General features: G+C 32.2%; 17 protein-coding genes and 1 pseudogene. 3 read left to right on the top strand and 15 right to left on the bottom strand.

Annotation, left to right across the window (positions count from 1 at the left end; genetic code table 11):
* Positions 1–5: 5 nt before the first annotated feature.
* The 5 genes from COJ46_RS16755 to COJ46_RS16735 form a co-directional block, all read right to left on the bottom strand.
* On the bottom strand, positions 6–1,220 hold the full coding sequence (locus COJ46_RS16755; RefSeq protein WP_097973816.1) for an argininosuccinate synthase: 1,215 nt from the start codon (positions 1,218–1,220) through the stop codon (positions 6–8).
* A gap of 41 nt (positions 1,221–1,261) precedes the next feature.
* Complete coding sequence (argF, locus tag COJ46_RS16750) at positions 1,262–2,299, bottom strand: ornithine carbamoyltransferase (protein WP_097973818.1); 1,038 nt, start codon at positions 2,297–2,299, stop codon at positions 1,262–1,264.
* Between the two features lie 253 nt (positions 2,300–2,552).
* A complete protein-coding gene (locus COJ46_RS16745; RefSeq protein WP_420488129.1) occupies positions 2,553–2,990 on the bottom strand; it encodes a Dps family protein in 438 nt (145 codons plus the stop codon).
* Between the two features lie 63 nt (positions 2,991–3,053).
* Positions 3,054–3,833, bottom strand: a complete 780-nt coding sequence (locus COJ46_RS16740) for a nucleotidyltransferase domain-containing protein (protein ID WP_097973821.1) — start codon at positions 3,831–3,833, stop codon at positions 3,054–3,056.
* Between the two features lie 182 nt (positions 3,834–4,015).
* Positions 4,016–4,327: a hypothetical protein gene (locus tag COJ46_RS16735; protein ID WP_097973822.1), complete on the bottom strand. Its 312-nt coding sequence runs from the start codon at positions 4,325–4,327 to the stop codon at positions 4,016–4,018.
* 359 nt (positions 4,328–4,686) lie between these two features.
* Here COJ46_RS16735 and COJ46_RS16730 point away from each other — a divergent pair, with 359 nt between their 5' ends.
* Positions 4,687–4,971, top strand: coding sequence for a YciI family protein (locus COJ46_RS16730; RefSeq protein WP_097973824.1), 285 nt, complete (start codon positions 4,687–4,689; stop codon positions 4,969–4,971).
* A 61-nt stretch (positions 4,972–5,032) separates the two neighbouring features.
* On the opposite strand, the gene COJ46_RS16725 is transcribed toward COJ46_RS16730, so the two are convergent.
* The 4 genes from COJ46_RS16725 to COJ46_RS16710 form a co-directional block, all read right to left on the bottom strand.
* Positions 5,033–5,980, bottom strand: coding sequence for an aminoglycoside phosphotransferase family protein (locus COJ46_RS16725; RefSeq protein WP_097973826.1), 948 nt, complete (start codon positions 5,978–5,980; stop codon positions 5,033–5,035).
* A 45-nt stretch (positions 5,981–6,025) separates the two neighbouring features.
* A complete protein-coding gene (locus COJ46_RS16720; RefSeq protein WP_286133425.1) occupies positions 6,026–7,288 on the bottom strand; it encodes an MFS transporter in 1,263 nt (420 codons plus the stop codon).
* A 16-nt stretch (positions 7,289–7,304) separates the two neighbouring features.
* Positions 7,305–7,976: an HAD family hydrolase gene (locus tag COJ46_RS16715; protein ID WP_097973828.1), complete on the bottom strand. Its 672-nt coding sequence runs from the start codon at positions 7,974–7,976 to the stop codon at positions 7,305–7,307.
* Between the two features lie 71 nt (positions 7,977–8,047).
* Positions 8,048–8,593 carry a GNAT family N-acetyltransferase gene (locus tag COJ46_RS16710; protein ID WP_097973829.1) on the bottom strand — a complete coding sequence of 182 codons (546 nt, stop codon included), beginning with the start codon at positions 8,591–8,593 and terminating at the stop codon, positions 8,048–8,050.
* Positions 8,594–8,945: 352 nt separating this feature from the next.
* On the opposite strand from COJ46_RS16710, the gene COJ46_RS16705 reads away from it, so the two are divergent.
* Positions 8,946–9,557 (top strand): DedA family protein, encoded by a 612-nt coding sequence (locus COJ46_RS16705; protein WP_097973831.1) that lies wholly within the window; start codon positions 8,946–8,948, stop codon positions 9,555–9,557.
* Positions 9,558–9,727: 170 nt separating this feature from the next.
* Here COJ46_RS16705 and COJ46_RS16700 read toward each other — a convergent pair.
* Positions 9,728–11,815, bottom strand: a pseudogene (locus COJ46_RS16700) (heavy metal translocating P-type ATPase); the annotation flags it as partial.
* Positions 11,816–11,887: 72 nt separating this feature from the next.
* Positions 11,888–12,271, bottom strand: coding sequence for an ArsR/SmtB family transcription factor (locus COJ46_RS16695; protein WP_097973834.1), 384 nt, complete (start codon positions 12,269–12,271; stop codon positions 11,888–11,890).
* A 162-nt stretch (positions 12,272–12,433) separates the two neighbouring features.
* Between COJ46_RS16695 and COJ46_RS24555 the strand changes: the two genes are divergently transcribed.
* On the top strand, positions 12,434–12,595 hold the full coding sequence (locus COJ46_RS24555) for a hypothetical protein (protein WP_165347033.1): 162 nt from the start codon (positions 12,434–12,436) through the stop codon (positions 12,593–12,595).
* Positions 12,596–12,670: 75 nt separating this feature from the next.
* On the opposite strand, the gene COJ46_RS16690 is transcribed toward COJ46_RS24555, so the two are convergent.
* From COJ46_RS16690 to COJ46_RS16675, 4 genes are all read right to left on the bottom strand, one after another.
* Positions 12,671–13,186, bottom strand: coding sequence for a PCYCGC motif-containing (lipo)protein (locus tag COJ46_RS16690; RefSeq protein WP_286133426.1), 516 nt, complete (start codon positions 13,184–13,186; stop codon positions 12,671–12,673).
* 70 nt (positions 13,187–13,256) lie between these two features.
* On the bottom strand, positions 13,257–13,637 hold the full coding sequence (locus COJ46_RS16685; protein ID WP_097973838.1) for a hypothetical protein: 381 nt from the start codon (positions 13,635–13,637) through the stop codon (positions 13,257–13,259).
* Positions 13,638–13,668: 31 nt separating this feature from the next.
* Entirely contained in the window at positions 13,669–14,175 is a 507-nt protein-coding gene (locus COJ46_RS16680; protein ID WP_097973840.1) for a GNAT family N-acetyltransferase, read from the bottom strand.
* Positions 14,176–14,272: 97 nt separating this feature from the next.
* Positions 14,273–14,980 carry a DNA alkylation repair protein gene (locus COJ46_RS16675; protein WP_097973842.1) on the bottom strand — a complete coding sequence of 236 codons (708 nt, stop codon included), beginning with the start codon at positions 14,978–14,980 and terminating at the stop codon, positions 14,273–14,275.
* Between the last annotated feature and the right edge of the window lie 48 nt (positions 14,981–15,028).

Genomic DNA, 15,028 nt, shown 5'->3' with positions numbered 1-15,028 from the left:
ATATTTTATTTACTTAAAACTGTATTTTTCTGTGTAACTTCGCTATATACCTTTGTTGGTAATCCCCATAATTTAATAAAGCCTACCGCTGCATTATGATCAAATAAATCACCCTTTGAATAAGTTGCAAGCTCTTCATTATATAGACTAGTTTCCGATTTTCTACCTACTACTGTATGTGTCCCTTTAAATAATTTCACACGAACAACACCACTCACTGTTTCTTGTGTTGTATTAACAAACGCATCTAAAGCACCCATTAAAGGTGAATACCATAATCCATCGTAAAGCATTTTTGAAAATTGTTGTTCAATACTTACTTTAAAATTTGTTACCTCACGAGGTAATGTAAGGAACTCTAATTCTTTATGAGCATTGATTAAGATTAGCGCTGCTGGATTTTCATATACTTCACGTGATTTTATGCCTACTAATCTATTTTCAATATGGTCGATTCTTCCAACACCGTGCTTTCCACCAATAACGTTTAATTGTTCAATTAATTGAACTAGTTCAATAGGCTGGCCATTCAAACTTACAGGTACACCTTTTGAAAATTCAATTTCAATATATTCAGGAACATCCGGAGTATTTTCAATTGCATTCGTCCAATCAAAAGCTTCTTCCGGTGCTTCATTCCATGGATTCTCTAATACACCTGCTTCACAAGCTCTTCCCCAAATATTTGCATCAATTGAAAATGGATTATCCAGATCGACCGGAATTGGCACGCCATTTTCATGTGCGTACTGAATTTCCTCATCACGAGTCATGCCCCATTCACGAACAGGCGCCACTACTTTAAGATTCGGATTCAAGGCCATTACTGAAACTTCAAAACGAACTTGATCATTTCCTTTTCCAGTACAACCATGGGCAACTGCAACTGCACCTTCTTGCTTTGCTACATCGACTAATAGTTTTGCGATTAAAGGTCTTGATAGAGCAGATGACAGTGGATACTTTCCTTCATATAATGCATTCGCTTTTAGAGCCGGGACAATATATTCATTTGCAAATAAGTCCTTTACATTGATCATATAAGACTTAATTGCTCCTAAATTTAACGCCTTTTGACGAACCGCTTCAACATCTTTTCCTTCACCTAGATCTAGACAAAGTGCAATCACATCGTAGTTATATTTCTCCTGTAACCATTTAATACAAACTGATGTATCTAAACCACCTGAATATGCTAGAACAATTTTTTCATTTCCCATTTTATTACCCCCGATTAGATTTTTAGAATAGATTTTTAGAATTATAAATTACCCATTAATGCTACTAAGATTGCTTTTTGAGCGTGAAGTCGATTTTCCGCTTCATCAAATACTACTGAATGCTTACCATCAATTACCGAAGCTGTTACTTCTTCCCCTCTATGTGCTGGTAAGCAGTGCATGAATAAATAATCATCTTTAGCGTTTTCTAATAAGTGATCATTTACTTGATACGGGCTAAACTCTTTTAAGCGAATTTCAGTCTCTTCCTCTTGCCCCATACTGGTCCAAACATCCGTTATGACAACATCAGCTCTACTTACACCATCAACAGGATTATTCACTACTTCAATAACACTTCCAGTTGTTTTTGCAACATGTTTCATCGATTGAAGTACAACTTTATTCGGCTCATACCCTACGGGACATGCAATTGTTAAATAAACACCAAGCTTAGCTGCACCTTCAATTAAAGAATGACAGATGTTATTATTACCATCTCCTACATAAGCAATCTTCAAACCTTTTAATCTACCTTTATGCTCAAGAATTGTTAAGAAATCAGCCATAATTTGAGCAGGATGGTGTAGATCAGTTAATCCATTAATAACTGGAATTGACGAATGTTCAGCAAACTCCTTCACCATCTCATGAGTATTTGCTCGAATCATGACTCCATCTACATAACGAGAAAATACTTTCGATGTATCATGTACAGTTTCGCCTCTACCAAGCTGTAAATCTTTACTGCTCATAAAGATTGCATGACCACCTAATTGCATCATCGCAATTTCAAATGAAAGTCTCGTTCTAGTAGAATTCTTTTCAAAAATCATCCCTAACACTTTGTTTTTTAAATAAGGATGTGCCTCTCCAGCCTTTTGCATATTTTTCATCTCTAAAGATTTTTCTAGTAAGAATAATAATTCACTTGATGAAAATTCACTTATCGAAAGAAAATTTTTCCCTTTAAAATCCGACCATTTTACAGAGCTAAAATTTCCTTTTGTAACATTCCCTTTTGTCTTTTGAATATAACCATTTTTCTTTACATGATTTTCTTTCAATACTTTGCTCATAAATCCATCCCCTTTTTTTAGAAGCTCAGATTCTTATATAATGAATGATTATACACAAATATAAATAATTATACAATTGGTTTTTTATTTTTTTTTGGTAATTTTTTATGAGATAATTTTAACGCATCACCAAAACTCTTATAATCACTCGTTTTATACTAGTAAACAAAATGAAAAAAAGGGATAAAATAAAAAAAAATGAACTAACCAATCATATGTAATGATAGGTTAATCCACCTTATTTAATATTTATTCATTTACCAAGAAATGACTTTAACATCCAAAGCATCTTTTCAATCTCAGCAATCTTACCTAGAAATAAGTCCGCTGTTTCTTGATCATTACTTTCTTCTGCAATTGAGATTACATCACGTGATTCTTGTACAACTTTTTCATAGTCTTTAATTAGATCAGATACCATTTCTTCTGCAGAAAACGTATGGTTACCTTCTTTAATCGTAGCCGTTTCTAAATATTCACGCAGTGTCGCAATTGGTTTTGCACCAATTGTTAAAATACGTTCTCCTAAATCGTCTACCATTACTTTCGCATCGTCATAATACAATTCAAATTTTTCATGTAAAGTAAAGAAATTCGGTCCTTTTACATACCAATGATAGTTATGTAATTTTACATATAACACATTCCAATTCGCCAATTGTTGATTTAAAAGACTTTCTAAATTTGCCAACTTCATTCACACTCCAATTTCTTTGTTAACATACAAAGAAATTTTTCCCAAAAAGTGTGTGGTCTATTCTATTTTTTCCCATGAATGTTCAATTGTAGTTCGAAATAGTTTGTTTAAGTTCTCAGTATTCACCTTGTTTGATTCAGTAATTCCCTTAACAAACTCTTCAAAAAACTGAATGTTATTTTCAATAAAATCATTTAATACTTTTTTTCTAGGCTCTAAATCTAATTCTTCACCTTGTTTTTTTCGGATTAATAACTTGTCTACTTCTTCTAAAAATTCTAGCTCTAACCCTTCCATCTCTAAAAGTTCATCAAACAAAATTGGAGGAATTTCATTGTATTTTTGAATCCATATACAAGCTAAAATTGGTCTTAATACATAAAAATATTTTTTAATCTTAACATCTTCCCCTTGCAAATAATCACGGTAATTCCCTTTGGCCATATGGAGATAATGATAAATACACGCCTTTTTAGAAAGAATTTCATTACCGACTTTTCTTAATTCTTCTGAAATCGTTAAATCATCGTGATAAACAATTGGAGACCTTAACCATTCTAATAAGGCTGGGTTTGACTTTGCGAAAAGATTAAGTGCCTTTTTTAAGTCCCACCCACTAAAGTCGAGTAAATCATTGATTGGATATTCAATTACATCACGTTTTTGGTCAATGCTTAAATACCAATCTTTGCGATGCACATAAACAAAACGTACATCATAATCACTGTCTTTAGATGGAAATCCCCACGCTCTACTTCCAGACTCAACTGCAAATAGTATTTTTACATCTTGTTCGGCTTCTATTTGTTTTAGTTTTTCTGATATTATTTCCTTCATATTTATCCTCTTACCCCCGTCATTAAATGCTTCAGTATAAATAGTATTATAAATATTATGGAATCTAGATAGAAATATACTTTCATCTTTTAGATTCCTAACACCTAGATATGTGATTCTCTTTCTATCTTTAGGAAGTTTTATTTTGTAAATCGAGGATTGAAAAAAGAAAAAAACAGTCATTAATGACTGCCCTTTAAAAACTCTCTTAGCCTATCTGATAACTCATCCATATTTTGAATTCCTTCTTTAACTGTTTGAACGACCATTTCAAAATTTGGTTCTTTCATTTGCAATTCTTCATATAACCAATCATATAGATTTCCAGCGTCGGAACATAATTGATTTAAACATTCCTTTTTGTTAGAAGGAAAAACTAAATCTTCTAAAGTTAGTTCTCTTTTTTCTTTTGCTATTTCACTTCCCATTATCTGTCTTCTTTTCAAATTTTCATTGCCTAATTCTTCTACTCTATCCCACAATTCTTCACTCATTCGATCACCTCATATTCTCACTGTAAAGTAGTTTCCATTTCTTTAGCAATTGTATTTATTCCTAGATACTTACCTTTTCTTACATCAAGCATAGTATCTCCAATTACATAAAAAAATGAATGAAATTTTTCAGCTAAGATTTATACCTCTGTCTTCAACTATTATTAAGATTGATTTCGGTGATTCTCCAATTGTTCATTAATGCCTAATCCATCTTCTACTCTTAATAGTCGGAGATAAAATTAATCCATATGGCATTTGCCCATTTAACTCCTTGCATATATTATGAGAGAAAATACAGAGAATTAATCTAGATTCCTTAATAATATTGAATAATCGATAGGATGGTGCCCTACTAAGTGGAAAACTTTATTTATGTTTTAAAACCAGTTCGATCTACTTTTTTACATGATTCAACGGAAGAAGAACGAAATATTGTATCAGAGCATTTCCATTATCTACAAAACTTCAATAAAGAAAAGACTGTATCATTAGCAGGAAGAACCGAACAAGCAGAATTCGGGATTGTCATCTTAAAAACAGAAAACTTACAGCACGCAAAAGAAATAATGCAAAATGATCCAGCTGTTAAAAAGAATGTAATGACTGCTGAATTATATCCATTTTTAGTTGCATTTAATTAATACAAAGAGTACATCGAAATTGACTAATACAAGCCATTCTCGATGCACTCTTTATTGTTAGTTACTTAAAATTAAAAAATATATTTCCTAATTCTTTTAACGTAGTAGCTTTCTTAGCTACCTCAGACTTTTCTTGATAGAAACTAATATTACTAAAACGATGTAGTAATAAATAAGTCATTAATTCTTTTTGTAAGCCCTCATTTAATTCGTTATTCGTATAGCCATAGCTCTCTAGAAAAATTTTATTTAGTCCTTCAAATGGATAAAACATAAACGCTATTGGCCCAAGTAAATCATATTTTGAGTTTCCTATAAAGCAATCAGCGAAATCAATTAAACCAGTAAACCTCCACATGCCATTAGTTTTATTCATGATTAAATTAAATGGTGTGTATTCTCCGGTTAATAATACGATTTGTTCTTTTCCTTGTAATGTTTTATCTTCTAAATAGCTTGTTAATTGTGTAAATAATTCATCATTCATTCCGTTGTTTTTATGATGATTCTCTACTTGCTCTATTTGATTCGTAATAAATTGCTTCCAATGATCATAATCATCTTGTTTTGTTGAGATCGTTGCGTCATGAATTTCTCTTATTATTTTTCCTAAATCAAACGCAACTTGCTTTTTCTCCTCAAAATTCAGTTCATCAAAGACATCAATTAAAAGAGTCCCTTTTAGTTCACTCATGACTAAATAGCTCCAGCCTTCAAATTGACCAGTTGAAATTAATTTAGGAACATCTACGGAGAGAGTTCGGCCGTTTAAAAACTCAAGAACCTGTTTCTCTTTTATGAACTCGTCATTCACATAAGAAGGATATAATTTAATGACAATTTCACTATCTATACTAAAAACAATATTTCCACCGTACGAAAATCGAGTAAGCTTCTCATAATCGATCTTTTCTAACTCACAAATTTTACGGATTTTACCTTCCCAAAAACAATTTTTATCGCGCATTATTCTATATTTTTCTTTTGTTATTTTATAAAGATAGGTCATCCATTCTACCTCAATTATTAAATTATTTTTTTATTAATTTTCCTTCTACGCAGAAAGATTTTGATTTAATACCGCTCTTTTTTTAATATTAAGTACAAATAAAGTTGCGACTAAGCAAAAGATACCTGCTGCAATAAAGATTGATTGGTAAGCATTTAACCAAGAATAAACTAAACCTCCACCATATGCTGCAGCTCCAGCACCTAATTGATGGGCAGTATAAATCCATCCATAGATTACCCCAACCTTCTCTTTACCAAAATGATCCGTCGCTAGTTTAATAGTTGGCGGAACTGTAGCAATCCAATCCATCCCATAGAAAATGGCAAAAGCACTTAAATAAATGATTGAATTAGTAGATAAAGCAAAAGGTAGAATAAGTAGTGATAATCCTCTTAAACCATAATACCAAAATAACAACCAACGATTATCAAAGCGATCAGAAATATAGCCGGATAAAGTCGTTCCGATAATATTAAATATTCCCATGAACGCTAAAATACTAGCAGCCGTCACCTCTTTATATCCATAATCGATACAAAGTGAGATAAAATGGGTCCCAATCAAACCACTAGTTGAAAAGCCACAAACGAAGAAGCTTGCCGCTAATAACCAAAAAACTTTTGATTTAGCACCCAATTTTAACCCATCAAAAGCTGCCTTCACTGGGTTCACATTGTTCGCTTGCTTCTTATTACTTTTTTCAGCCCCTAAAGGTAAAACCCCAACATCTGCTGGATCATTCTTCATAAAAATCCAAAGTAATACATAAATGAAAACACCAAAAGAAAATATGCTTAAAACGGCATTTCTCCATGAATAATTTTCAACGATATATGCCATAAGTGGCAAGAAAACAAGTTGACCGGCTGCTGAACTAGAGGTTAAAAGCCCAAGTGCTAAACCACGTTTTTTTTCAAACCATGTTGTTGCGACATACGCATTTAACACCGTCAGAAATGCCCCTGCACTTAAACCAATAATGATTCCCCAAATGATAAATAAATGCCAAATTCGTGTCATAATTGTTGTTAGTAAAATAGCAACTAATAATGTTCCCATACCTACTAACAATACTTTTCGTACACTAAACTTTTGATATAAGCCAGCAATAAATGGACCAGAGAATCCAACAAGAGTTATACAAATCGCAAACGCACCAGAAATTGATGCTCTACTCCAACCAAATTCCTTTTCAAAAGGAATCATCATCACTCCGGACATCGTATTTGTTACTGCAGCAATAATGACGGATAAGAAAGTAACAATTAAAATAATCCAAGCATAATGTATTTTTCCGCCCTGCAATCAAACTCCTCCTTCATTAGTAGACCATGATTTTTCTCTCATTTAATAACATTTTTTTCAGTTGATCTACACTATTAATAATTGCATTCGCTCCTGCATTAGTTAATTCTAATTCAGTTCCATATCCGTAAGTTATTCCAATTGAATCAATATTAGCGATTTTTGCACCTTTTATATCGTGAAATCGATCCCCAACCATTACGGAATCTTCCTTAGAAAGTTCATTATTCTTTTCAAAAATATACTCAATGATCTCGCCTTTATCGATTCTTGTGCCGTCTAGTTCACTTCCAACAATTTGAATAAAAAACTCATCAAGCTGGAAATGGATCAATATTTCCCTTGCGAAAATAGTAGGTTTTGAAGTTGCTACATATAATCTTTTTTTCTCTTTTTGGAGTTCACTTAGAAGTTCACGTATCCCATCATATACATTATTTTCAATCATACCACTCTGCGAAAAGTATTCGCGATAAAAACGAACTGCATTTACTAATTCTTTTTCATTAAATTGAAAAATTTCCGAAAATGATTGCTGAATCGGAGGGCCAATAAATTTTAAAAGCTCTGATTCTATTGGAATAGCTTTATTCATTTTCTGTAATGCATACTTTACCGAGTTCAAAATCCCTACCTTTGGATCCGTCAATGTACCATCTAAATCGAACAAAATTGTATTATAAGTCATTATTTTCTTCCTCCATCAATATTACTCCACAAAAAAGCGTTAGCATTTTTAGCTAACGCATATTGATTCATTTAAATTTTCCATTCTTTTTTCAACATACTATAAACAGCTATATCATAATACTTTTCTCTAATTTGCTGTGCTTCTCTTTGGATACCTTCTTGTTTAAAATTTAAACGTTCAGGAATTGCCCTACTCTTACCATTTTCAACAGCTGCTCTAATCACAACTCGATTAAGATTAAGCTCATCATAACAATATGAAACTAAGCCTTCTACAGCACGAGTCATTATTCCCTTACCTTGTACATGTTCACTTAGCCAATAGCCTATTTCAGTTGTTTGATTCGACCAATCTATATAATGTAATCCTACCATACCTACTAGTTCATTTTTATAAAAGATGCCCGTTTCAAAACCATTATTATCTGCAAATTTTTGTAACCACATAGGTATAATCGATTTTTGATAATCCTCGATCAATGGAATATTTTCAGCCCAAATCAACCATTCTTTTAAGGAGTTTTGATTTTCCTTCAGTGCCTCTACTAATGTTGCTGCATATTTCGGTGTTAATAAATTGATTGATAAATCCTCACTTATTTTAACCTTAAACATGTCCATCCTCCTTTTTTTACTAAGACATTATTCCTAATTAGCTAATTACATTTCGTCAGATTTAGGAGAAGTATTGTAACCAAATCTAATTTCTGCTTTTATATTAATCTACTTTAATTCTCTATCAACTGCTCTAAATCCTCTCACTTTCAAAAAAATTTCCACCTACAATGTTAATCTATTGTTCACTAGACATAAAATCTACATTTTATTAATTGTTTTTTAATATATTTTTGGAACAAGTTTCACAATCACTTGCCTAATCACTAGTTACATAGTATATTTTTTCACAAGGAATATTAAAAACTTCTAATTATCCCTTAAAAATAAATATCAAACATGAGGTAATTTCATGCAAAACTGGATTATTGAAACAATGGATACATTTGGCTATTTAGGTATCTTTTTATTAATTGCATTAGAAAACATATTTCCTCCAATTCCTTCCGAAGTCATTTTAACGTTTGGGGGGTTCATGACGACAGAATCTTCACTATCTAAAATAGGTGTTATTTTCTTTTCAACTTTAGGATCAGTAATTGGGGCAATCATACTTTTTTGGATTGGTACTTTACTAGATATAAAAACGTTAGAAAAAATCGTAGAACGCTGGGGGCATTTTTTACGTTTAACTAAAAAGGATGTCCATAAAGCGGACGAATGGTTTTCAAAATACGGTGTTTGGACTGTCTTTTTCTGTAGACTAATTCCATTAATACGTAGTTTAATTTCTATCCCAGCTGGAATGGCACGTATGAATTTTTGGATCTTTTTGTTATTTACAACTTTAGGCTCATTAATATGGAATACAATTTTAGTTTTAGTTGGTGCATCGGTTGGTGCTTCCTGGGAAAAGATTGTTGAGTATATGGATGTGTATTCAAGTATTATTTATGTAATATTAGCGATTGGATTGGTCGTTTTTACCTTCCTTTTTATCAAAAAAAGAAAACACTCTGCTTAAATAAGAAGAAAAAACTCAGACTAATTTGTTTAGTCTGAGTAAGTGTGTAGACAAATTTCTAAAAACCTGATTATCAGACTGATTGCAAGCGCTTGTCTTTCGAGGCGCGAAGNNAGCGTTTGTCAACAGTCTGACTCAGACAAATTTCGTTTAGTCTGAGTTTTTTAGCTTTATTTATGTCTAAGTATTCTCATCGAATTCAATACTGCCAATACAGTAACGCCAACATCTGAAATTACTGCTTCCCACATTGTAGCGATTCCGATTACACCTAGTAATAAGAAAAATCCTTTCACTGCTAAAGCAAAAAAGATGTTTTGCCATACAATTTGTCTTGTACGTTTAGCGATTTTAATTGCATCTACAATTTTTGAAGGTTCATCCGACATTAATACAACATCAGCAGCTTCGATCGCTGCATCGGAACCAATTCCTCCCATTGCAATACCTATATCTGCTTGTGCTAAAACTGGTGCATCATTAATACCGTCCCCAACAAAAGCAATCTTTTCTTTCGATGATTTTATCTTTTCAATCAATTCAAGCTTTTCTACTTTTTGATGTGGAAGCAGCTCTGAATAAATATCATCTATTGCTAATTCCTTACCAATACTTTTGGCTACTAAGTTAGAATCACCGGTTAACATGATCGTCTTTTTAATTCCAACTTTTTTAAGCTCAAGTATCGCTTTTTTTGCATCATCTTTTAGTTGATCTGCAATGACAATTGATCCTATATAATGATTATTTTTTGCTAAATAAACTGTTGTGCCTACTTCTCTAGTTGGTTCATATAAAATTGAATGACTTTCTATTAGTCTTGAATTCCCTACTAACAGAGCATCTCCATTAATCGTAACGCTAATTCCATGTCCGGCAATTTCAGTATAGTTAGATAGCTTTGCTTCAACAATATCTTTACCATACTTTTGACGAATTGATAATGCGATTGGATGAGTAGAATAAAACTCTCCATAGGCAGCTAATTCCAATAGCTCCTCTTTCGAATGACCACGTGTTGGTATAATCGAGCTTACTTGGAATTGCCCTTTCGTCAATGTTCCTGTTTTATCAAACACAATATATTTCAAATCATTTAATGCTTCTAAATAATTACTTCCTTTTACTAATACTCCTGATTTTGATGCCGCTCCGATTCCTCCAAAAAATCCTAAAGGAATTGAAACAACTAGTGCACAAGGACATGAAATAACTAGGAAAATTAATGCTCGATATACCCAATCATATAATGTTTCACCAGGAATAATAATTGGTGGAATTATTGCAATAATGGCTGCTGTGATTACAACTATAGGTGTATAGACCTTTGCAAATTTTGTAATAAAATTTTCTGTAGGAGCCTTTTTATTTGTTGCATTTTGAACAAGTTCTAATATTTTTGAAACTGTCGAATCATTAAATTCCTTCGTGACTTCGATTTCTAGTAAACCTTGAACATTTATAAATCCACTTAATACTTCATCGCCCTCAAATATTTCTCTTGGTAATGACTCTCCTGTTAATGCAGAAGTATCAACACTTGAAAATCCACTTTTTACAATTCCGTCTAACGGAACCCTTTCCCCAGGTTTAACGATGATCATATCACCAATTTGAATCTTTTCAGGAGATACTTGTTCAGTTTTGTCACCATTTTTTAAATTAGCATAATCAGGACGTATATCCATTAATTTTGAAATCGAATTCCGTGAACGATTTACTGCAATACTTTGGAACAATTCACCTAACTGATAAAATAGCATAACGGCAACAGCTTCAGGATACTCACCAATAATAAATGCTCCAATTGTAGCTACTCCCATTAAAAAATTCTCATCAAATACTTGCCCTCTAAAAATATTTCGAATCGCTTTTAGAACAACGTCAGCACCTGCTATTAAATAGGCAGCTATAAAAATAATCAATTGAAAGAGCATAGGTACATTAAGTAATTGAGCTAAGATTAATAAAACAGTACCGCTCCCTAATTTAACAATAAGTTTTTTTGTTTCAGCATTCATTCCCTGTTGCTTCTCTTGCCCAAGTTTTGAATCCATTTTTGAAACAGGATTAATATGCGGTTCTAATACACGAATCTTATCTTTAGCGCTCTCGATAACCGATTCTTTTTGTTCCTCACTCGTTGTAATTGTCATCGTTAATGTTGCGAAATTTACTGAACATGCATCAACGCCTTCAAGTGTGGAAACTCCTTTTTCAATCTTCATTGCACAATTAGCGCAATCAAGACCTTCTAATTTTAATTCACTATTTACTTGCCTCTGCCCCCTACTCAACAAACTCAACTCCTCTCTCAAAAAACACCTATATTAATCCTCTAAAATATGTTCTAGTGCTTGATTGAAAATTTGCGTAACATGATTATCTGCTAACGAATAATAAACTACTTTACCTTCTTTACGATTTTTTACTAAATGCGCCTGTTTTAATACACGTAACTGATGTGATATAGATGATTGAGTCATTTCTAATAAATAAGCTAGGTCACATACACACATCTCAGATTGACTAAGTGCATGTAATATTCTCGTTCTCGTCTTATCTCCAAGAACTTTAAAAAGTTCTGCTACTCCTGTCAGTGTTTCAATATTTAACATATTTTCTTTTACTGAAAGAATTATATCCTCGTGCATAACCGTTTGTTGACAAGCTTCTTCACAAACTTCGTCAACTTTCTTCTTTTCTTCAATCATAACTGTCCTCCTATGAATACATGAACAATCATTCATATGTTTTCTATATGTATATTATATGAGTGATTGTTCATATGTGTCAAAATATTATTAGTAAAATTTAAAGGAATATTTCATATGATAAAGAAATGATTAGTAATGCATACAAAAGGAGAAAAATTAATGACTCTAATCGGATATCTTTTTTGGGGAATTTGCTTAGTAGCCGTAATATTTACTTTTTTAATCGAAAAAAAATTAGGAACAACTCCTCCTTATAAAACAGAGCATCAAGCATTATTTGAAGAAATTACGAAGATTGATCGAGCTTTAGTGCAGGAATAAATATTAAAAATAAAAAAGTCAGACAGTTACCGGAATTACTCAGTAACTGTCTGACTTTTAATTTTGTCCTATATCCTAACTCTGTTCTTTCGGCATAGGGGTATTTGTCGACTTGGCATATCCTTCTTTGTATTTATTATCAATGACTTTTCGAATTTCTAAAGGCGTTTTTCCATCTTGCTGTAATTTCGCTGATTCAACTGCAATTTCCATACAGTTGACACATGAAGTAGCATGGCTATCCCACACGATTGAATCATCTTCTTTTACTTCATAAATAAAGCAATCTAAATTACTTTTATGACCTACACTTTCACCACAACCACAATAACACGGAATATTTTTAAGTAAATCAGCATGTTGTGCTGCCACCATATAAATTTGTTGAATCTGTTGTTCTTTATCGCCTAAAAACTTCGGCAAAGTTTCTTTATTAATTGTTTGTTCTCTAATATCACTTGTTTGAACATGTTCGGCATGATTTTCGTGTTTCTTCGTATCATTCGTTTCTACTTGGTGATTACTACATCCTGTAAATAAAATCGAAATTGTTAAAGCTGAAAGCACATTATGAATTGTTTTTCGTTTCATCCTTTTCCTCCAATAAATGCACATTAATTTTATTTTAATAATTATTGGAGTGGAAAACAAATTCTTTTAACTATGAATAAATAACTGAGTCGATCAACATTTGCAATAAACTTGTAAATAAAAAGAAAAACCTAATCAAAAAACCAGCCCATGCAAACCGTCTATATTTTTCCCATCGTTCCTGATTATCATTACGTTTACAGATCCACATTAATATCCAAAATCCAAGTGGTAAAATTGGTATTTCAATACGGTACTGATTAAAATTCAAATTAATACTAAAGACAAATAAACCGATAAGAATTGCAATAATAGCCTTCCATACTTCTGGTTTCACATCATTTGTTCTATAGATCCAAAATAGTAAAATGCCAAGAGTAATATAATTTACTAGCGTAATAATGATGGTAGAAACAAAGTGATATTCATCAAAATGGATATTAACGTCCATTAGATTCTCCTTTTAGATAATTTGATGGTTTCTAATAATTATGACGGTCTTTACGATAATATTTAGTTAATTCACCATTTTCTCCATCAATTGATTCTAAAATTAAATTAAATCCTTTTTTCTCAAGGATCTTTACTGAATAGATGTTTTTTGCTTCAACGGTAGCTACTATAAAGTTTAACTTTCTGATTCCAAAACAATAATCTTCTATTAAACTAGCAATTTCAGAGCCATAACCATTTCCCCATTCTTCTTCAGCTAATCGGTAGCCTATTTCCAACTTATTCGCTTCATTTTTTATGACCGCACATGTTCCAATCAATTGATTAGTCTCATTTTTACAAACTGACATCACTTCAAAATCAGCGTTTTTCTCCTTATCCATTTGAAGAATCCTATTTAATTCATTTTCAGTTTCTTCTAATGTTTTGGGACAATTTGTAATGTATCTCATTACATTCACATTAGATTGAAGCTTGTGTAAAAGCTCTAGGTCGTCCATTTTAAGCTTTCTTATATATAGTCTATTTGATTTCATAATCGTGGTTTATCTCCCGTTTCCAGTGTGTAAACAAAGTCCTAAACAATTGATTTTCAGAGTCTGAGTCACCTATTAAAATAGGTGACCAATCAAATTAACAAATACATGTTTTTTTCTTTACTCCAAGCTTTCCCCTAGCTTCGACCTTTTCAATATAATCAGTCGCTAAAGGTACCTTACAAGCCGTATCTCCTACGTCCACGTGGACTTTTCCAATCTTTTGACCAACCATCATTGCTTCAACTGTAAAACTTGGAACAAAACTACCTACTGAAATTACAAACCCATTCATTGTATAACGAACTCTATTTTTTGAAGTATGTATATTATTTTCAATATAATTAAGTAATTTACGAACTTCTTCTTTATCAATCTCTTCATCTGGGGCAATTGATAAATAATGACTATACGTACTCCATCCACAATTTTCAATCAATTCATCATCTGACTTCAACCATTCTCTAGCTAATTCGATTGCATACTGGCTTTCTGCTGCAACAGCAGCTACAATACTTTCAGAAATCATATACCAATGAGCTTCTTTCGCCCAATTTTGAAGCTGTTCTTTCGTCATTAATTTCGGATTAATTGACAAACCCGCTAAATACATCGCATCTGAATTTCCTGTATGAAAAAGTGATAATGCTAATTCCTGATCCTTTTTAACATATTTAACAAGCTTTTTCATATCACCAATTTTAACCCCAAAGAATGGTTCCTTGGCACCATGACGCAAAAAAGTTTTTTTCGTTTGCTCAGTTCCCATTTCCTCTAATGATTTCAAAACTTCTTCTAGTGTCATCATTTTCTCCCCCTTAATAAAGGTTTGTTCCGTAACATCGTTGTCTAA

Source organism: Bacillus sp. AFS077874, assembly GCF_002566505.1.
Lineage (GTDB): Bacteria > Bacillota > Bacilli > Bacillales > Bacillaceae_G > Gottfriedia.
Note: the sequence above shows the minus strand (reverse complement) of the source record. Positions and strands in the feature narration are given on the sequence as shown.

Excerpts from the sequence above, each read along its gene's own strand:
- COJ46_RS16725 (WP_097973826.1), bottom strand. The coding sequence starts at position 5,980 with ATGACCTATCTTTATAAAATAACAAAAGAAAAATATAGAATAATGCGC.
- COJ46_RS16755 (WP_097973816.1), bottom strand. The coding sequence starts at position 1,220 with ATGGGAAATGAAAAAATTGTTCTAGCATATTCAGGTGGTTTAGATACA.
- COJ46_RS16695 (WP_097973834.1), bottom strand. The coding sequence starts at position 12,271 with ATGATTGAAGAAAAGAAGAAAGTTGACGAAGTTTGTGAAGAAGCTTGT.
- COJ46_RS16740 (WP_097973821.1), bottom strand. The coding sequence starts at position 3,833 with ATGAAGGAAATAATATCAGAAAAACTAAAACAAATAGAAGCCGAACAA.
- COJ46_RS24555 (WP_165347033.1), top strand. The coding sequence starts at position 12,434 with ATGACTCTAATCGGATATCTTTTTTGGGGAATTTGCTTAGTAGCCGTA.
- COJ46_RS16705 (WP_097973831.1), top strand. The coding sequence starts at position 8,946 with ATGCAAAACTGGATTATTGAAACAATGGATACATTTGGCTATTTAGGT.
- COJ46_RS16690 (WP_286133426.1), bottom strand. The coding sequence starts at position 13,186 with ATGAAACGAAAAACAATTCATAATGTGCTTTCAGCTTTAACAATTTCG.
- COJ46_RS16685 (WP_097973838.1), bottom strand. The coding sequence starts at position 13,637 with ATGGACGTTAATATCCATTTTGATGAATATCACTTTGTTTCTACCATC.
- COJ46_RS16680 (WP_097973840.1), bottom strand. The coding sequence starts at position 14,175 with ATGAAATCAAATAGACTATATATAAGAAAGCTTAAAATGGACGACCTA.
- COJ46_RS16675 (WP_097973842.1), bottom strand. The coding sequence starts at position 14,980 with ATGACACTAGAAGAAGTTTTGAAATCATTAGAGGAAATGGGAACTGAG.
- COJ46_RS16735 (WP_097973822.1), bottom strand. The coding sequence starts at position 4,327 with ATGAGTGAAGAATTGTGGGATAGAGTAGAAGAATTAGGCAATGAAAAT.
- argF (WP_097973818.1), bottom strand. The coding sequence starts at position 2,299 with ATGAGCAAAGTATTGAAAGAAAATCATGTAAAGAAAAATGGTTATATT.
- COJ46_RS16710 (WP_097973829.1), bottom strand. The coding sequence starts at position 8,593 with ATGTTTAAGGTTAAAATAAGTGAGGATTTATCAATCAATTTATTAACA.
- COJ46_RS16715 (WP_097973828.1), bottom strand. The coding sequence starts at position 7,976 with ATGACTTATAATACAATTTTGTTCGATTTAGATGGTACATTGACGGAT.